15 protein-coding genes and 1 rRNA gene are annotated in these 17,974 nt (G+C 40.2%); 5 read left to right on the forward strand and 11 right to left on the reverse strand.

What is annotated here, in order from left to right:
• Window positions 1-66 (reverse strand): 16S ribosomal RNA (locus ACQKL6_RS16490); the annotation flags it as partial.
• Window positions 67-722: 656 nt separating this feature from the next.
• On the opposite strand from ACQKL6_RS16490, the gene ACQKL6_RS16495 reads away from it, so the two are divergent.
• Window positions 723-1,481 carry an alpha/beta hydrolase gene (locus tag ACQKL6_RS16495; protein ID WP_427651490.1) on the forward strand — a complete coding sequence of 253 codons (759 nt, stop codon included), beginning with the start codon at window positions 723-725 and terminating at the stop codon, window positions 1,479-1,481.
• A 78-nt stretch (window positions 1,482-1,559) separates the two neighbouring features.
• Window positions 1,560-1,733, forward strand: a complete 174-nt coding sequence (locus ACQKL6_RS16500; RefSeq protein ID WP_402875643.1) for a CsbD family protein — start codon at window positions 1,560-1,562, stop codon at window positions 1,731-1,733.
• A gap of 99 nt (window positions 1,734-1,832) precedes the next feature.
• Here ACQKL6_RS16500 and ACQKL6_RS16505 read toward each other — a convergent pair whose 3' ends face one another.
• From ACQKL6_RS16505 to ACQKL6_RS16525, 5 genes are all read right to left on the reverse strand, one after another.
• A complete protein-coding gene (locus ACQKL6_RS16505) occupies window positions 1,833-2,975 on the reverse strand; it encodes a PP2C family protein-serine/threonine phosphatase (RefSeq protein ID WP_402959216.1) in 1,143 nt (380 codons plus the stop codon).
• A gap of 276 nt (window positions 2,976-3,251) precedes the next feature.
• A complete protein-coding gene (locus ACQKL6_RS16510; protein WP_402991434.1) occupies window positions 3,252-4,085 on the reverse strand; it encodes a CheR family methyltransferase in 834 nt (277 codons plus the stop codon).
• A 28-nt stretch (window positions 4,086-4,113) separates the two neighbouring features.
• Window positions 4,114-6,912 carry a response regulator gene (locus ACQKL6_RS16515; protein WP_427651491.1) on the reverse strand — a complete coding sequence of 933 codons (2,799 nt, stop codon included), beginning with the start codon at window positions 6,910-6,912 and terminating at the stop codon, window positions 4,114-4,116.
• A 318-nt stretch (window positions 6,913-7,230) separates the two neighbouring features.
• A complete protein-coding gene (locus tag ACQKL6_RS16520; RefSeq protein WP_402875637.1) occupies window positions 7,231-8,529 on the reverse strand; it encodes a hemolysin family protein in 1,299 nt (432 codons plus the stop codon).
• 196 nt (window positions 8,530-8,725) lie between these two features.
• A complete protein-coding gene (locus tag ACQKL6_RS16525; RefSeq protein WP_402959220.1) occupies window positions 8,726-9,157 on the reverse strand; it encodes a MerR family transcriptional regulator in 432 nt (143 codons plus the stop codon).
• 490 nt (window positions 9,158-9,647) lie between these two features.
• Here ACQKL6_RS16525 and ACQKL6_RS16530 point away from each other — a divergent pair, with 490 nt between their 5' ends.
• Window positions 9,648-10,073, forward strand: coding sequence for a DUF4395 domain-containing protein (locus ACQKL6_RS16530; protein ID WP_427651492.1), 426 nt, complete (start codon window positions 9,648-9,650; stop codon window positions 10,071-10,073).
• A 39-nt stretch (window positions 10,074-10,112) separates the two neighbouring features.
• On the opposite strand, the gene ACQKL6_RS16535 is transcribed toward ACQKL6_RS16530, so the two are convergent.
• The 4 genes from ACQKL6_RS16535 to ACQKL6_RS16550 all read right to left on the reverse strand — a co-directional run bounded on the left by ACQKL6_RS16535 (window position 10,113) and on the right by ACQKL6_RS16550 (window position 14,726).
• Complete coding sequence (locus ACQKL6_RS16535) at window positions 10,113-11,858, reverse strand: FTR1 family protein (protein ID WP_427651494.1); 1,746 nt, start codon at window positions 11,856-11,858, stop codon at window positions 10,113-10,115.
• Window positions 11,859-11,942: 84 nt separating this feature from the next.
• Window positions 11,943-13,229 (reverse strand): iron uptake transporter deferrochelatase/peroxidase subunit, encoded by a 1,287-nt coding sequence (gene efeB, locus ACQKL6_RS16540; protein WP_402875629.1) that lies wholly within the window; start codon window positions 13,227-13,229, stop codon window positions 11,943-11,945.
• Window positions 13,230-14,072 carry an iron uptake system protein EfeO gene (gene efeO / locus ACQKL6_RS16545; RefSeq protein ID WP_427651496.1) on the reverse strand — a complete coding sequence of 281 codons (843 nt, stop codon included), beginning with the start codon at window positions 14,070-14,072 and terminating at the stop codon, window positions 13,230-13,232.
• A gap of 165 nt (window positions 14,073-14,237) precedes the next feature.
• Window positions 14,238-14,726: a MarR family winged helix-turn-helix transcriptional regulator gene (locus ACQKL6_RS16550; protein ID WP_402875625.1), complete on the reverse strand. Its 489-nt coding sequence runs from the start codon at window positions 14,724-14,726 to the stop codon at window positions 14,238-14,240.
• 133 nt (window positions 14,727-14,859) lie between these two features.
• On the opposite strand from ACQKL6_RS16550, the gene ACQKL6_RS16555 reads away from it, so the two are divergent.
• Both ACQKL6_RS16555 and ACQKL6_RS16560 read left to right on the forward strand, forming a co-directional pair.
• Complete coding sequence (locus ACQKL6_RS16555) at window positions 14,860-16,377, forward strand: MDR family MFS transporter (RefSeq protein ID WP_427651497.1); 1,518 nt, start codon at window positions 14,860-14,862, stop codon at window positions 16,375-16,377.
• A gap of 167 nt (window positions 16,378-16,544) precedes the next feature.
• Window positions 16,545-17,246 carry an SGNH/GDSL hydrolase family protein gene (locus ACQKL6_RS16560; RefSeq protein WP_403080526.1) on the forward strand — a complete coding sequence of 234 codons (702 nt, stop codon included), beginning with the start codon at window positions 16,545-16,547 and terminating at the stop codon, window positions 17,244-17,246.
• Between the two features lie 42 nt (window positions 17,247-17,288).
• Here the strand turns inward: ACQKL6_RS16560 and def are convergent, their stop codons facing one another.
• Window positions 17,289-17,867 carry a peptide deformylase gene (gene def / locus ACQKL6_RS16565; protein ID WP_402875621.1) on the reverse strand — a complete coding sequence of 193 codons (579 nt, stop codon included), beginning with the start codon at window positions 17,865-17,867 and terminating at the stop codon, window positions 17,289-17,291.
• Between the last annotated feature and the right edge of the window lie 107 nt (window positions 17,868-17,974).

The raw sequence follows: 17,974 nt of genomic DNA on the forward strand, positions 1-17,974 counted from the left end.
CTCGACTTGCATGTATTAGGCACGCCGCCAGCGTTCGTCCTGAGCCAGGATCAAACTCTCCGAAGAAATGTTTGACTTGCTCATTTTGCTTTTTTATAGTGTATGCTCACTCAAAATTTACGTTGGCGCTTTGTTTTGTTCAGTTTTCAAAGAGCAATTTATCTCGCTGTTCGTTAGAACAACTTGTTTATTCATCATAACACACTACCGATTAGTTGTCAACTTCTACGAAGTTTTTAACTTATTTTTAATCGCTGTGTTTTTCAGCGACCATTTCATCTTATCATTTTCTTTATAAGAAGTCAATAGTTTTTATTGTGTCATTTCTTCTAGCCATTCAGCTATAAGCGATGAAGTTTTGCGTTTGTTTTCTTAGTGCTTATTCATATTAATCCTTTTTTTCATAAAAGTCAACGGGTATTTTATAAATTCCTTAGAATCTTGCGCATACCTTTTTCCTCTGCTGATTCCAAAGAGATCTACAAGAGATTTTGATTAGTACTATATATAGAAGGAAGGCAACTCTCTATGAACCCTAAACTCCTTTAACAATCAGATTCAGCCGATTCTTGGCATCTCCTGACATCACCCTATGAAAGGTACAAACTAATATTGACTTGGTGAATTTTCTTATGTTATCATTTAACCAAGTAATATAATCGGAATAGTCATTTTTTTATATCAAGTAAACGAACGATAAGAATAGTAAAGGAGATGGTCACATGACAGTTGCAAAGGTTATACCAGGGGCAGAATCATTCTTCTATCCCGGGAACTCTATTGGAATCCTCATTTGCCATGGCTTCAACGGAACCCCACAAAGCGTAGGGTATTTAGGTAAAAGTTTGGCCGCCAAAGGTTACACCATCTACGCACCTCGCTTACAGGGTCACGGAACACATGAGTTTGAAATGGAAACGATCCATTACCAAGAGTGGATCAAGGATATCGAGACTGCCTATAAAAAGCTAAAGCAAACCTGTACGCATGTGTTCGCAATGGGGCAATCTATGGGTGGTGCCCTTGTTTTGGATTTGGCAACAAAAGTAGCTTGTGATGGAATAATGACAATCAATGCTGCCCTTCAAGTCCCTGAATATGAAACCTATCGCAACCAAACTGCTCCGCGTTTCATTACAGAAGGGGCTCCTGACATTAAAGACAAAGATACTACAGAAATCACTTATGATTGCGTACCTATCACAGCTATTAATCAGTTGCTTACTATTATGGAACATACGAATGAACAACTCGAGGACATCAGCTGCCCTGCCCTCATCTTCCATTCTCCCGAAGATCATGTTGTCCCATCTCAATGTTCGGACCGAATATATAATTCCGTCAGTTCTCATAGCAAGGAGTTGATCTCCCTTACTAACTCCTATCATGTTGCTTCGCTTGATTATGATAAAGAATTAATCGTGGAGCGTGCTTATCATTTCATTAAGAAACACAGCAAAGATATAACGATCGCTTCTTAAGATTTTTCTCTCATTATGGTTTACTCAAATATCCCACGGGTATAAGTAAAGTAGACAAAAACAAGGAGGTAACTCATAATGAGCGGATTATCAGACAAGATAAAAGGTACTGTCAATAAAGCAAAAGGTGAAACAAAAGACCAAGTCGGAAACGCTAAGAATGATCCTCACTTACAAGCTGAAGGAAAACTTGATAAATTAAAAGGTAATGTCCAAGAAGGAATCGGCAAGGTAAAAGATTCCCATAGATAAGGTTTTAGAAACCACAATTACATGCCTTACGATCACGACAAGTAAACCCCCACCTATAAACAGAAGAGGCTGCAGATTATTCTGCAGCCTCTTTCTTTATCAAGTAGCTTGGATTACGACCACACACATATCATCAGGTTGGTCGAGATGGAGTTCAGCAGGCATGACCAGATCAATCGGAGCATTTCCCTCGCAATCCAACCAATCCCGTGAAACGACTTCTTTTATTTCATCCAGTCCATCCGTTCCTTCCCTATCGATTGCCTCCATGACTCCATCGGTAAATACAAGAATTTGAATTCTATCTTCATAATGAACAATCGTTTTCTCCACTTTCATCTCCGTGAAGAAACCAACAGGACATGTCCCCTTTGAAAGGGACAACACTTCCCCATCATCCATCAAGGCAAAACCCGGTGGATGACCTGCATTTACATATTCCAGAGTTTTATGTTCTGTATCAATCACCATATAAATGGCAGTGAAATAATAATGAATCGGGTTTTCCTTTTTATTAAGGACACTCATCCAATGATTCATTTCGTTTATCACCGCAACGGGATCCGTGTGTTTTCGGATGGCATCCCTTAGAACAGAGGAAATAAACATACAAACAAGTGAAGCCGATATTCCATGGCCCATCATATCAAGTATAATGATTCCGTACCGTTTTTCATCAATCCGGTGCCAATAGTACATATCTCCGGCTAATTTATTTGCAGGGAGGTAAGATGCTTTTATTGTTAAGTGATTATCTACCACCGGCTCACTCAATAGACTGCTTTGCACTTGCATCGAAAGGTCTAATTCATTCCGTATTTTTTCTTCCTGCATTTTATGCCAGTCTTTTTCATATTTAAGCCTTAAACCTACACGGATTCTGGCTAATAAATCAATTTTGTTAATAGGCTTCATAATATAATCGATTCCACCAACATCCAGAGCCTCGGCCACTTTGTTTGAATCTTCAAGTGCCGTTACAAAAATCACCGGTATGTCTTTTAGGTGTGGTATGTTTTGGAGTCTTCTACAAGCCTCTATTCCATCAATTTCAGGCATCATAATATCAAGTAGTATAATATCAACAGAAGTCTTGATTGGCTGAGGATTGTCCACTTGTAGGTAGTCAAACATTTCATGCGCTGACTTCAATGATAGAAAATCCGTATAGCCAGCTCGCTTAAGAATTTTCTCTATAACGAAGAGATTAACCTGGTTATCATCTACGATTAAAATCGTCATTGCTTTATTCCCCTTTTGGCTTATATCGAGCGGCACTTTTATCTTTATCATGTACTATATAATGCAAGGCTTTCCTGAAAAAAGAATTCCGAACTATATTATATCTTACTTATGCTACTTTTTAAAAATAAGAATATCTGTGGCAAAAAAGCACAGACCTAACTAATTAAATGTACCCGTTTTTTCAGACACCTAAACTTAAAATATAGTTACATTCAAAAAATTAAACTTTGATAACGAAAAAAGGAGCTCGCCAGGTTTAGCGAACTCCTTTTTTTATAATTTTCTATAAATCTTCTCTCTTGCATCAAAGTCCTTATACACTTCTGAAAAAGAAGAAGTACGAATGGATTCCTTACTGCCGACCGCAAGAAAGCCGTCCTTACAAAGACTGTCATAAAATAATTGATTTACATAAGTCTGTAATTCTCCGGTAAAGTAAATCATTACATTCCGGCACATGATGATATGAAATTCATTGAATGAACCATCCGTCACGAGATTATGCTGGAAAAACACAACATTTTTAAGCAGGTTTGGATCAAGATAAGCATTTTGATAGTCCGTCGTATAATACTCCGAAAATTCCCGTTTACCGCCTGCTTGTAGATAATTCTTTGTATAAGACTGCATGCGATTGAGGGGTAAAATTCCCTTTTGAGCATGTTCTATTACCGTTTCATTCATGTCGGTTGCATAGATTTTCGCTTTATCGTAGAGCCCTTCTTCTTTTAGCATGATGGCCATCGAAAAGGCTTCTTCACCAGTTGAACAACCAGCATGCCAGATACGGATTTCAGGAAGTTCCTTAAGCAGGGGAACAAGGTTCGTTCGAAAAGCTTTAAAGAAGTCAGGATCACGAAACATTTCCGTAACATTTATTGAAAAGTCATTCAGAAGTTTTTCAACAAATCCTTTTTCATATAAAACCTTTTCAATCATTCCACTCGCTCTTCTTATATGCTCTAATCTCATCCGATTTTCGACTCTCCGTTGTATGGAAGATCGCATGTACTTTCTGAAATCAAAGCCAGAGACTGAATAAACGGCTTGCAAGAGCAACTCAATCTCTATATTTTCTCGTTCTTCAATCGATAGTGTATCCTTCATTCCATTAAAACCTTCCTTACCCGTACTATTAATTCGTTAGCCATACGCGAAGAACAGACAGTAACTGTTCCAATTTCAATGGTTTACTTACATAGTCAGATGCACCGGCTCTTATACATTTTTCCCTGTCACCTTTCATCGCCTTAGCGGTTAAGGCAATGATTGGGAGATTATCAAACTCATTTTGTTCACGGATTCTAGTCATTGTTTCATAACCATCCATGCCTGGCATCATGATATCCATTAATATGGCATCTATACTCTTTCCTTTATCAAGGATTTCCAAACATTCATAGCCATTTTCCGCTGTAAGGATTTCCATGCCCTCATTTTTTAGAGCGTTTGTCAAAGCAAAGATATTACGGCGATCATCGTCCACTACCAAGACCGACTTGCCGCGGAAAGGATTAGCGTTCTCTTGTGAATCATCATCAAGTATCACCACATCCGGTTTCTCGTCCACTACGCTAGCGGGAGTTCCTTCATGGCTGGCCGCTGCCACTTCCGGGGAAGCAGCAATCGCTTCTCCCATGTTTTTAAAGCCTTCTGGCATGCTTGGAATGAAGAAGGTGAACGTACTGCCTTCACCCTCTTGGCTATCCACTATAACCCATCCGCCTAGTAATTTAGCAAACTCGCGGCATATGGAAAGTCCAAGTCCGGTACCGCCATATTTCCTCATCGTCGCTCCATCGCCTTGTTGGAACGCTTCGAATATTAATTTTTGCTTTTCTTTCGAAATTCCAATGCCCGTGTCCTTCACATTGATTTCAACCCAATTGCTCGCACCTTTCGTTTGAATCCATTGTGCGACTTTTTCTTCGTCAGCCTTTTTAATCTGAACAGAGACTGAACCTTTTTCGGTGAATTTAAAAGCATTGGACAACAGGTTTTTAAGAATTTGTTGGAACCGCTGTTCATCAGTGAAGAAAATATCAGGTACATCCTTATCTTTTCTAACGATGAAATCGATATTCTTCTTCTTCGCTACGTGATCGAAGTTTCGATGTAACAATTCCGGTAACTCACTCATATTCATTTCCTCAAAGACAACTTCAAGCTTCCCAACCTCGACTTTTGATAAGTCCAGTATGTCATTGATGAGCGTTAATAAATCCTGACCGGACGAATTAATGACACGGGCGAATTCCTTCTGTTCCTCATTCAATTTACTGTCATTCGTGTCAGATAGCATTTCCGACAGAATCAAGATGCTATTAAGCGGTGTCCGTAATTCATGGGACATATTGGCCATGAATTCGGATTTGTATTTTGAACTTAGTTTTAATTCTTCTGCTTGTTTTTCAAGATTTAGTTTGGCAATTTGAAGCTCTTTTGATTTGTCTTCCGTTTCACGGTTTCTCTCTTCTAATTGCTCGTTAATCATCCGTAATTCCTCAGCCTGTGTCTGCAGTTCCTCTGATTGGGCCTGCATTTCTTCTGACTGGGATTGCAATTCTTCTGATTGAGCTTGTAGCTCTTCAGTCTGTGCTTGTGACTCTTTCAATAGGCGTTCAATTTCCATTCGGCCTTCGACATTGTTGATTGTAATCCCCAAAGTGTCCAAGACTTGAGTCAAGAAATGTTTCTGCAATTTAGAGTAATTCTCCAAGCTTGCCAATTCGACCATAGCTACCACTTCATCCTCAAAAATGACGGGAGCAATAACGATACTTTTAGGGTTTACTTCACCTAACCCTGTTGTAACCAAGTGGAAGTCTTCGGGAATCTTCTCAATGAATTCTATTTTTCTTTCAAGGGCGCATTGGCCAATCAAGCCTTCCCCCATACGGAATTCACGTCTTCCCGCACCTTCTCCATCGCCTGCGAAACTGGAGATTTTTACAAAACGCATATTTTCCCCTTCACCGCGTCTGATATAAAACGCCCCAAGAGACGCCCCCATCATCGGTGCAAGTCTGGTGATGAACCTGTCAGCAAGCACTTCTACATCAACAATGCGTTGGTACATGGTCGCAATATCAGCAACTCGGGTTTGTATCCAGTTGCGCTCGCTAATTTTCTCAGTGAACTCTTTTTCCTTACGATTATACGTTTCAAGTGATACGGCCATTTCATTGAAGGAACGAGCGATATCGCCTATTTCATCATTTGTGCGAATAGGAATTCTCGGTACAACCGATAAATTTTTAAAATCAATATTGTTGATGACCTTCGTAATGGATTGCAAATCTTTTGATGTGCTGCGTATCATCCATGCGACAGTCAAGGAAATGACTAGAATACTAAGGATGACTGCGAAAATAGTGAAATTAATCATATCTTCATAGGTTTGCTTCGAATTACTTAACGTATCATTCATAACACTTTCTTGATAATTTTTAAAAGCACCCATCGTACTGATAACCTTTGTCCGCTTATCCCTTTGATCATCCATTAGCTCGCTAATGTCCGTCGTTGGGTTTTTCGATTGTATGTTTTGGATGATTTGTGCCTCGGTTATAGAGTATGTGGCATATTGTGTTTCAAACTCTTTCAATAATTGCCTTGCCTTCGCTTTATTTAACGTACCCGACAATTCAGCGATTTGCGACTCAATCAGGCTGTGGTTTTCATTGATGACTTTAAGGCTTTCCGCTCTTTCTGCCTTGTTGGCCTCATTTGCCGCAAATAAAATTTCACGGTCTGACTGTGTAAACAACTGGCGTATTTCCATCGCGGCAGAAACTTTATAATAACGGTCCTCCACGATTTCAGTCATACTGCCTTTTAGATTATTGAGTGTAAACACCATAAAAGAAAGGAGTATAGCTAAAAAAAGCAGGATTAAACCGAATCCCAGCATTTGTTTTCTCTTAAAACCCATTTTACCCACCCGCCTTTTTTCATTATTTATAGTAAGCGAATATTATTTACCACTCCAAATATATGAGCCTATCCCTTACATTCCATCCTATTTAACTTGCATTTGGTTATGCAGCAAGATTTAATGTCCACTCCCTATTTTATCATTCTTATACAGTAAATAGATACCTTGAGCGTCACTTTTCCAACATTTGAATGGCCATTTCAACCAGAATCCTACCTTTGAACTATCCTAAAATCCGGCATTTTTACTGGGATACCATCTTCTAACCCAAACAAAAAAACCGGACGCTACACACGCCCGATTTTCCACCTATGATTATTTGATTTTTTTTACTTCAACATATAAAACATGATGGCCATCCATCTCTGTGACGGTAAAATTATATCCTTCAAATTCAATTTGGTCACCAACGGCAATTTCAAATCTACCTGTCAGGAACCATCCTCCCAAAGTATCTATATCATCTTCAGGTAATTGGATGGCAAGGGTATCATTAACATCTTCAATTAACGTCTTTGCATCAAAAACATAATGTCCCTCATCTACTTTTTGGATAAGTGGTCGTTCATCCTGGTCAAATTCATCACGGATTTCCCCGACGATTTCTTCAAGTATATCTTCCACCGTAACTAGACCAGCTGTACCACCATACTCATCAGTCAAAACAGCCATATGAATCCGTTCCTTCTGCATTTTCAGAAGCAAGTCATGGATAGGGATAGTTTCCAGAACCCGTATCACGGGTGTAACGAAACTATCCACCGTCAATTCCGAAACATTCTTCTCGGTGATGGTCGCTGTATAAAGACGTTTAATATTGACCATTCCCACTACATTATCCTTATCACCATCTATGACAGGGTAACGTGTATACTGTTCTTCTTGAATGAGCTCCACAACTTCCAATAGTGGCATTCCTATTTCAATAACGGTCATTTCCGTTCTCGGAACCATGATTTCATTGGCATTACGCTCATCAAATTCAAAAATTTGATTTACATATTTATATTCCGATTGATTGATCTCACCACTTTTGTAGCTTTCCGATAAGATAATCCGCAGTTCTTCTTCCGAGTGAGCCATTTCAGTCTCGGAAGCCGGCTTTAATCCAAACATGCCTGTAAGGACACGTGCCGAACCATTCAATACCCAGATGAATGGGTATAATATGCGGTAAAAAAGAATCAATGGCTTAGAGAACAGTAACGTTATTTCCTCAGCCTTTTGAATTGCAACCGTTTTTGGCGCAAGTTCACCAATAACAACGTGTAAGAATGTAACGGACGCAAAAGCAATCACGAAAGAAAGAATGTGACTTAACGATTCCTCGACACCCCATCTATGGAATAGGGGTTCAAGAATAGCCTCCACTGTGGGTTCACCCAACCAACCCAATCCTAATGCAGTGACTGTTATCCCCAGTTGACATGCAGATAAATACTCATCGATATGTGAAATCACTTTTTTTGCTGCCAGTGCACTTTTATTTCCCTCTTCAATCAATTGATTGATGCGGGAACTTCTGACTTTAACGATTGCAAATTCCGAGGCAACAAAAAATGCGGTTAATGCTATTAATACAGCTACTGCTAATAATTTTATAAATATCTCCAATATGTTCGGGTTTACCACCGATTCCTTATCCTAGTTACATGAAAGGAATCAATAGTTCAGTCCCAAGCACCTCCTGTATAAATGGTGATTTCTATTATGTCAAACGAATTATGAATGTCGTATCCTAAACCATTTAGTGAAATGCCCTTAAGAGTAATATGCACCTTCGTGCAATAAACTATCGGGATAATTTTCTTTAAATTAACAACACTAATAATGATTGAATCAACGCAATGCTTTCATGAGAAACCTGTTTTTTAAGAAGAAGTTCATTTTTTCCATCCTTTTCAATCAGGCTAATCACTTCCCGCAATTCCTCATTCAAGCCATCCATTTTACTTTTTAGTTGAAGTCCCGTTTCCTCGATTTCAGTAAGGGGCTTCGCATTTGGTTTTACAAGTTCTTTTATCTCTTCCAAAGAAAAGTTTTTTCTTTTATATTTCTCAATAAGGCGCAATCGCTCAAGTTCCTCAACTGAGTAATAGCGGTAGTTAGAGGCGGAACGTTCTGCTTTTAGCAGACCCTTATTCGTGTAATAGTCCACCGTTCGCTTCGTCACATTTGCCATGCTTGCCAGCTCACCGATTTTCAATGTCTCGTTCCCAATATAACCCCTCCCAACCGTCACGTGATGGTTTTGGCCTTCTGGAGGACTACTCCATATCCTACCGTGACATTTTCACCTATTCTCTAATCCTACAACATTTCTATTCTTTTGAAAAATATTTATTATGGATTACCTAATAAATATAGAAAGGTATTTACCTATACCCTTCTATATAGACAAAAAACCGACTATCATGCCAATAGTCGGTTTACTATATTTTTATGATAATCGATTATTTTTTTGTTTTTGTTGAGAATGGATTACTCAGTATTTTGGGACCGCATTGGCATAAAGAAGAGTGTTTTAATCTTTTTATTGGTGTACCGCATGTTTCACAAACTTTTGCTACCATCATACCGTCCTCCTTTTTATTTCATATTAGTATTATACTACCTCTCTTATAATAATCAATACTAAATTAAAATAATTATAAACTAAAAAATCCCCCTTCCCAAATCATGTATAAACAGATAAAATAATATAAAACTCATCAGAAAGGTTGGTTTTTAATTTGTCAGATAAAATTCATCCCATTCCGCGTCCTCTAGTCCGAACAAATCAGTGGGTCATATTTTTAAGCGTAGTCCTCGCTTTAGCAACCGGTCAAGAATGGATACTGGCCATACCTTTATTAGCGGGGCTATCTGGTCTTCTTTTACATTTTAATCCGGTTATGCGCCTTGCAAAGCTCTTTCTGAAGAAGGCCCCCTCTAAATACATTCCTGAAGATCCTGCACAGCAACAGTTTAACCAGGTTATTGCAGTGGTTTGCCTAGGTTTCGGCTTACTCTCCTTCTTACTGGGCTTCAACGTTATCGGCTATGTGCTAACCGTAATGGTCGGGATGGCCTCATTTATTGCCATCCTTGGATTCTGCATTGGTTGCTTCATCCTTTATCAATGGAAACAATATACTTATCGCCGTTCTCTTCATTAAAAAGGGAGGCCTGACATGATTAATGTCAGGCCTGCTTTTTTATGCAACTGCAGAATTATTCTTTTTAACCCAAATCGCAGCCACTATAATCAGGAGTAACAATACCATTTGAGGTACTATCGTTTCCACTGTCGGATAAAGGCCGATCCATTCAATGAACGGGAACGTGTGAAGTGTATGCGTCTTAATCACTTGAGAAACTTGAAGTGCATGGATGGAGACACCAAGAATCTTAAATGCCAATGCATAGATGAAGATCGTCGCCACTTTGAAAAAGACCGTCATCGGTAGCTTAACGCTGTAACGGAGCATGACGAAACCAATGACCATCAATATCAAGCAGGCAATCAATATCCCGGTCAATAGCTGTTTCAGTTCCATATACGGAGCCATTCCGGCATAAAAGATGATCGTCTCCGCTCCTTCTCGGAAAATCGATAGGAAACTAATTAACGCAAAAGACAAGATACTGCCTGTTGCAATAGCATGGTCCATTTGCTTGCCGATATAACGGTTCCATGCATGGATGTTCGATTTACTATGAAGCCACATTCCGATGGTCAGCATCATTAGCACTGCGATTATGCCCGTGATTCCTTCAATATACTCCCGGCTTGAGGCAGCCGTAATCTGTGAAAATACAATATTGATAATAACGGCAAGGATTGCACTTGCTGCCAAGCCAGCCCCGACGCCAGACCAAATCCACTTTTGTTTGTCTGCCTGTCCAATTTTCTTTAGGAAGGACAACAGTGTTGCCACGATAAGGAGAGCTTCCAGTCCCTCACGTAAAAGAATCAAGGCCGCATCCCATGTCGTATAGCTCGTATCATCAATTAAAGGAAGGAGTCGTGCATGTAAATCGGAAACGATTTCTTTCGCTTCCTTTACTTGTATCTTCTTCGATTGCAGTAAGCTAATGGCGGTTGGTACCTTAGTCTCCATGTCACTGTACAGCTTACTGTCCCTCGTAGAAACTTCTCCTTCGACATTTGGCCAAATCATTAATACTTCATTCAACTGGTCAATTGCCGAATTGATATCGTTTCCTTCCATATCCTTAACACTACTTTGTAGAAGGTCTGTTACATCGCTCAACGTATAAGTCTGCTGGTCTTCTTTTTCTACCTTGCCTTCCAGAAAGCCTTGAATTAGCCCTTTCAGTTCGTCAAGATTAGTTCGTGCCTTTTCTGGATCTGGAGGATCCTGCGTGATGGCTATCCGAACAAAGGCCATATAGGTTTCCATCTTACCGTACGAAGCAACACTTTCCTCCCGTACTACAAGTTCCGCATTATTCCATTGATTGAGGAGGTTTTGATACTGACTTTTAGCTTTGCTGAAGTCCTCTTCGCTAATCGTCGCATCTAAATCATCGATTAATGGAAGTAACGCTTCTAGGCGATCTTTATAATCGGTTTTATCAACCGGATTTTCTGCCGTATCATACTGAACAAGGGCACTTGATAAAGCGGATAACTTCTTTTTCATTTCTCCTGCGTCTTCTTGATTATTCACAGCGTTTTTCAAAGACATTAATGAATCGTCAACTTTTTTGGCATCCTCACTGTCCGTTTTTATCACATTCCAGTCCTTTTCAAAAAGAGAGAGATTACTGGAAACCGATTCAAGATCTCCAGACTTCACTTTCATTAGGCTGTCTCCAATATATACGAAAAGCTGATCGTGATTTTCCCCGGCTGAAACACCTGGTATAGCAGACATTAAAAATATGAAACTAGTTAATAAAACGAACAACCCCGTTCTCCATTTAAAAACAGACATGACAAACTCCCCTTTTATGATAAAAACCGCCAACCCGGATTCCCATCCATGCTGGCGATTTTATGGTCTCTCATTTTACTAAATTCATCCGAAAAGGGACTCCCCGATATAGCCACCTTTTTTTACACCCGGCAAGCAAGCAAATATAGCGCTCCCCCGGTGGATGATATATTCATTTAACTTATCATTCTTTGAAAGACGTTCTTGCATCGGGATAAATTGTTTACTTGGGCTTCGTTGGAAACAAATAAACAGAAGCCCCGCATTGAAGCTTCCAGTCTTAGGATCCATTCCATCAGCATATGAATAGGGACGTCGCAGAATCTTAACTGTTCCATCACCACGGGATAGGATCATATGGGAGTTTTCAGGAATGATCCGATTTCCATTTTCATCCTTAACATGTTCATCAACCGTATCAAATTCATTCTTCATCCCTAATGGGGCACCGCTGTCACGATGACGACCAAATGTATTTTCCTGCTCTTTCAACGTGGTCCGATCCCACACTTCAATGTACATTTGAATTCGGCGGACGACCATATAGCTACCGCCTGCAAGCCAAGAAGGGCCATCCCCCGGCTTTACCCAGACATGTTGGTTCATCTCACTGCTTTTCTTCGTATCCGGATTCACGGTTCCATCTTTAAAACCAAACAAATTACGAGGCGTCGTTTTTTGAGAATCAGCCTTTTTCGTACGTTGAAAACCTGTTTGAGCCCAATGGATAATCGTCTTTCCTCTACCGATCCTCACCAGATTCCGGACGGCATGAAACGCAACCTGGAGATCGTCTGCGCAGGCTTGAATGCAAATGTCCCCTCCACTCCATGATTCTTCTAAGGCATCTAAAGAAAATGAAGGAAGATCTTTCAATTCGGCAGGTTGTTTAGACTTCAAGCCAAAGCGGTCTTTCCCATTCTTCGTAAATAGACTAGGACCTACTCCAAAGGTGATCGTCAAGTTAGAGGGGGATAATTCTTCTACTTCCCCTGTATCTTTTGGTGGCATGCTCCTGTTCGAGGAAGCTTCGCCTACCGATTTGCCAGATGTCATCTGGGCCGCCGCTTCTGTCCAATCTTTAAATAATTGAATTAAGTCTGACCTTTTTTCGGATGTCACTTCTAACGAAGCAAAATAAAGATTATCCTGAGCTTCTGTAGTGATTCCCGCTTGATGAGGCCCATAGAAAGGGACAGTATCATTCGTTTGTCCCTTTGCCTTTGAGTCAGATAGAGCTAGCATCCCGCCTAGGCCCGATGCGCCTATTACAACTCCAACCCCACCGATGCCAGCTGTTTTCAACATATCACGACGGCTTACCTTTTTGGAAAAAAGTGAAGTTTCGTCATTTGATATTTGTTCTTTCAATTAAGACTCCTCCATTACAATCCCTATTTGCGAAAGTGGCTCAGCTAAAGCGTCGATAGCCTGGCTTAATGATTTAACCTCGGATTTTGTTAAATCCGTATAAGAAACGTATCCATCACCATCTTTATGTTTTTCAAGCAAGCTGTAAACTCCGGCAAAACGCTCTTTGATTTCAGTTGTAAGCGCCTCGTCTTTTTCCTTAAGGGCAGGTGTCAATAATTCATATATTTTTTCAGCGCCCTCTACATTTGCAACGAAATCATACAAATCCGTATGAGAATAGCGGTCTTCTTCTCCAGTCACCTTGGATGTTGACACTTCATTAAGTAAGTCAACGGCCCCAGTGATTAACACATCAGGTGTTACTTCTACTGTTTCCACTTTAGCACGCAACAAATTAACGTCCTTCATTAATTGTTCAGCATACTCTTCATAACCCTTTGTTGTGTTTTCTTCCCATAACCCCATCTCAATTCGGTGGTATCCGCCCCACTCTTTTTCCTCAACATCACCCTCACGCGCATCGATTTTAGGATCAAGATCTCCAAAAATTTCAGCGATAGGTTCAGCGCGCTCATAATGCATGCGAGCCGGTGCATATAACTGCTTCGCTTTTTCAATGTCTCCAGACGTTACTGCCGTCGTGAATTCTTCCGTCCCTTTTACAAACTCTTCTATTTCACCTATCGCAAATTCCCGATAGTCGTTGGATACACCATCCAGCGCACTCGCACTTGTCTCCTTAGCATCCACCTCTGCAGGCTTGGTTTCTTCATTTTTCTGCGAACACCCAAATAACAGGCTGGTTGATAATAAAACGGCTAAGGTTGCTTTCGTTTTCATACTCTAAACTCTCCCCTGAAAATATATATTAATTCTAGATTTATATTAGCAGTAGTGAGAATCATTATCAATATATATTTTGTTCCAATTTACATTTCAGTTATCAAGGTAGACTATACTGTTATAACCTTATTTGGTGAATAGCTTATGGGGACAAATAATTACTTATTTCAAGAACTCTTTTCGTTCTTTCATTAATACTTCATTTTCTTTTTCCATGATTTTCGTAATATCTTCAATAAATCGAAGAATGATCGTGAGTTCTTTATCTTCATAGGACGTGCAAAGATCTTTTGTGGCTGCAGATAGTGAATGATAATGTGATTTAATCTGTTCTTGCCTTGATGCTATGGGGACAATCTTTACCCGTCTACCATCTATATGATCTCTTTCCCTTTTTACATAGCCCGATTTTTCAAGACGGTCGATGAGCGTCGTGACCGAGCCTGTGCTCAACCCTGTAATCTTCGCCAGCTCTCCAGCTGTAATAGGGCCCGTTTCATTCAATATTTCAGCAGTCTTTAAATCCGTATGAGCCACGCCTATTTTGTGGGCCATATTCTGTTGGAACAATACAGACCTCATTCCGTACCTTTGCAGGCTCCGGGTTAAACTCTCTAAAAGGTCTGAATTCAACCCATTATCGCTTGACATAAAATGCCACCCCTTTTACACTTGAATTTATCTTGATAATCAAGATAAATATTTAGTTTCCATAATAGTGATTATCATTCATTCATGCAAATGAATAAACGAATTGTTTCATAAAAAGGGAGGAAAAAACATTTTGGAGAAACAACCAAAACATCAAAAGTTTATAGTTGCCGGACTGTTATTGGGAATTTTGATGTCAGCAATGGATAATACGATTGTTGCAACCGCCATGGGGACGATTGTTTCCGATTTAGGCGGGTTCGATAAGTTTGTCTGGGTGACATCGGCCTATATGGTCGCCACGATGGCAAGTATGCCGATATTCGGCAAACTCTCCGATATGTACGGTCGGAAGCGATTTTTCATTTTTGGGCTTGTCGTCTTTTTAATTGGGTCTGCCCTATGCGGCATGGCTCAAAGCATTGTCCAGTTAAGTATTTTCAGGGCCATTCAGGGTATTGGTGGCGGTGCCTTGATGCCAATTGCCTTTACCATCGTCTTTGATATTTTCCCACCTGAAAAACGTGGGAAACTTACCGGTCTTTTCGGGGCTGTATTTGGGGCATCTAGTGTATTAGGCCCTCTATTAGGAGCTTATATTACGGAGTATGCCAGCTGGCATTGGATTTTCTACGTCAACGTTCCAATCGGCTTCATCTCGTTATTCTTCATTCTTCGTTATTACAAGGAAAAGGCCAATACGCATGAACAGAAAATCGATTATAGCGGGGCCGCGACTCTCGTTATCGCTGTCGTCAGTTTAATGTTCGCCCTCGAGCTTGGTGGCGAGTATGGATGGACTTCATCTCCTATCCTTGCTTTGTTTGCAAGTTTTGTCGTGTTTTTTGTTTCATTTTTCTTTTTCGAAAAAAGGGCCAAAGATCCCATTATCTCATTATGGTTATTTAAAAGGCGGTTATTTGCAACGTCTCAGATCTTGGCAATCCTATACGGCGGAACGTTCATCATTTTAACTGTGTATATTCCGATTTTCGTACAGGCTGTTTATGGAGGTTCGGCTACCAATGCAGGGTTAATCCTAACCCCAATGATGCTGGGGTCCGTTGTCGGTAGTGCTATCGGGGGAATATTCAATTCCAAGACCAGCTTCCGCAACTTAATGACGATTTCCGTCGTTTGTTATTTTGCAGGAATGCTATTATTAGGAACGTTAACCCCGGAAACCAGCAGGACACTACTAACGTGTTATATGATTCTTACTGGATTCGGTATGGGCTTCTCATTCTCCCTTCTACCGATCGCTTCCATCCACAACTTGGAACCGAGGTATCGTGGGTCTGCCAACTCAACCAATTCATTCCTCCGTTCGTTTGGGATGACATTAGGCGTTACCATTTATGGAGCGATACAGAACAACGCCTTCACAAGTAAGATGGCGGATGCCTTTAAAGGAATGCAAGGCGGGCCGGAAACATCTGTTCTTACGCAGGATCCACGTCAGCTATTCCAGTCAGATGCGCGTGCCCAAATCCCAGATATGATCCTGGATAAAATCGTGTATGCCATGTCTGATTCGATATCATTAATCTTCACTTTAGCCCTGATTCCTATTGGTTTGGCAGCAATCGTTGTTTTCTTCATGGGAAAAGCAAGAGTAGAAACGTCACCAAAGGAAAAAACGTCACACTAAATGTTTAAGCGCTGGATTTCCAGAGCTTTTTAAAGTTTTCATTTAAGAAAATCGGGTATCCTTTTAATAAAACAACATTCTTTCAAGAATGAAAAATTTTAGTTTGCCGAAATACAATTATGCCACTAAAATGATAAGTAACACATTAACCGATCGAGGTGAAGATTTTGAGAATTGTCTGTTTCGGAGATAGTTTAACAAGAGGTATCTCCTACGTTAAAGGCCGGCTTCGCATCATTAAAGAGAATTACCCAAGCTCTTTAGCGAAGTTGACAGAGTCCTTGCCATTCGTTGAAGTTTTGAATAAAGGGGTCTTTAATGACAATTCTGACTTGCTAGTTAGCCGTGTCCAGAAAGATGTCATGTCAGAAAATCCCGATATCGTATTGATAGAAGTCGGTGGTAACGATTGTAATTTCCATTGGGAGGAAGTCGCGAAGAATCCTGAAGGAGACCATGAGCCTATCGTTCCGATTGAACGGTACCTTGAAAATATCACTCAACTCGTCAAGCAAGTTCAGGACAAGCATGTTACACCCTTTCTTTTAACTCTTCCCCCACTGGATCCCGCCAGATATTATCGGTCGATTGCCAATCGGTTCGGACCATCCATCGGACATTTTGTCTCTCAAGTCGGTGGGATTGAACATTGGCATGGCATGTATAACCGCCAGTTAAAAAAACTGGCCGAGGATTTGAAGGTGCCATTGATCGATGTGCGTTCTTATATAAAGTCTGCCGGTGATCTGGACCATTTAATCAGTGACGATGGCATTCACCTTACGTCAGAAGGATACCAGCATATGAGCAAGGCCATATTCAGTGATTTACAAAAGCATTTGACAACGGAAACACTGTCACAACCTTAAACAAGCAAAAAGGCAAAGCATGGGGGCTTTGCCTTTTTTCCATTATAAGCTCTTCACTTCCACATTTTCTGGAAGCTTGAAAGGATTTTCGGAATTGATTCGGTCATAAAACATCATTCCATTTAAATGGTCCAGCTCATGTTGAAAAACAATCGCTGCAAATCCTTTCAATCGCATCTCGATTTTCTCTCCATTGCTGTCCAATGCTTTAATTTTCACCCGCTCATAACGTGGCACATATCCTTTGATATCACGATCCACAGAAAGGCAGCCTTCACTTTGAGGTAAGTAAATCATGGATGCCGAATGGCTGACAATTTTCGGATTCACTAAAGCATATTCGTAAACCTTTCCTTTTTCATCTGGAAAATACATAACGAACATTCGTTTATTCAGGCCAATTTGGTTGGCTGACAAGCCTACCCCTTCTCGTAAGTGGTACTTCTTTTGAAGTTTAGGATCTTGGCTGTTTTTTAAATACTGCATCATGCATTCTAATGTTTCTCGGTCTTCGTCAGAAATTGGCAGGCTAACTTCATCAGTCACCTGACGCAGAATTGGATCGCCTTCCCGAACAATATCCTTCATCGTAATCATATAATCCCTCATAAATTTATTCATAAATGTTCAACTCATCTACCTTTATATTTTTTCATCACTAAGACCATTTCACTTTAGCATTTCATTTTTAAAAAGTCTATCATGCAGGTTAACAACTGGATGTCCAC

It is taken from the genome of Peribacillus sp. NPDC097197 (assembly GCF_050278025.1).
GTDB lineage: Bacteria > Bacillota > Bacilli > Bacillales > DSM-1321 > Peribacillus.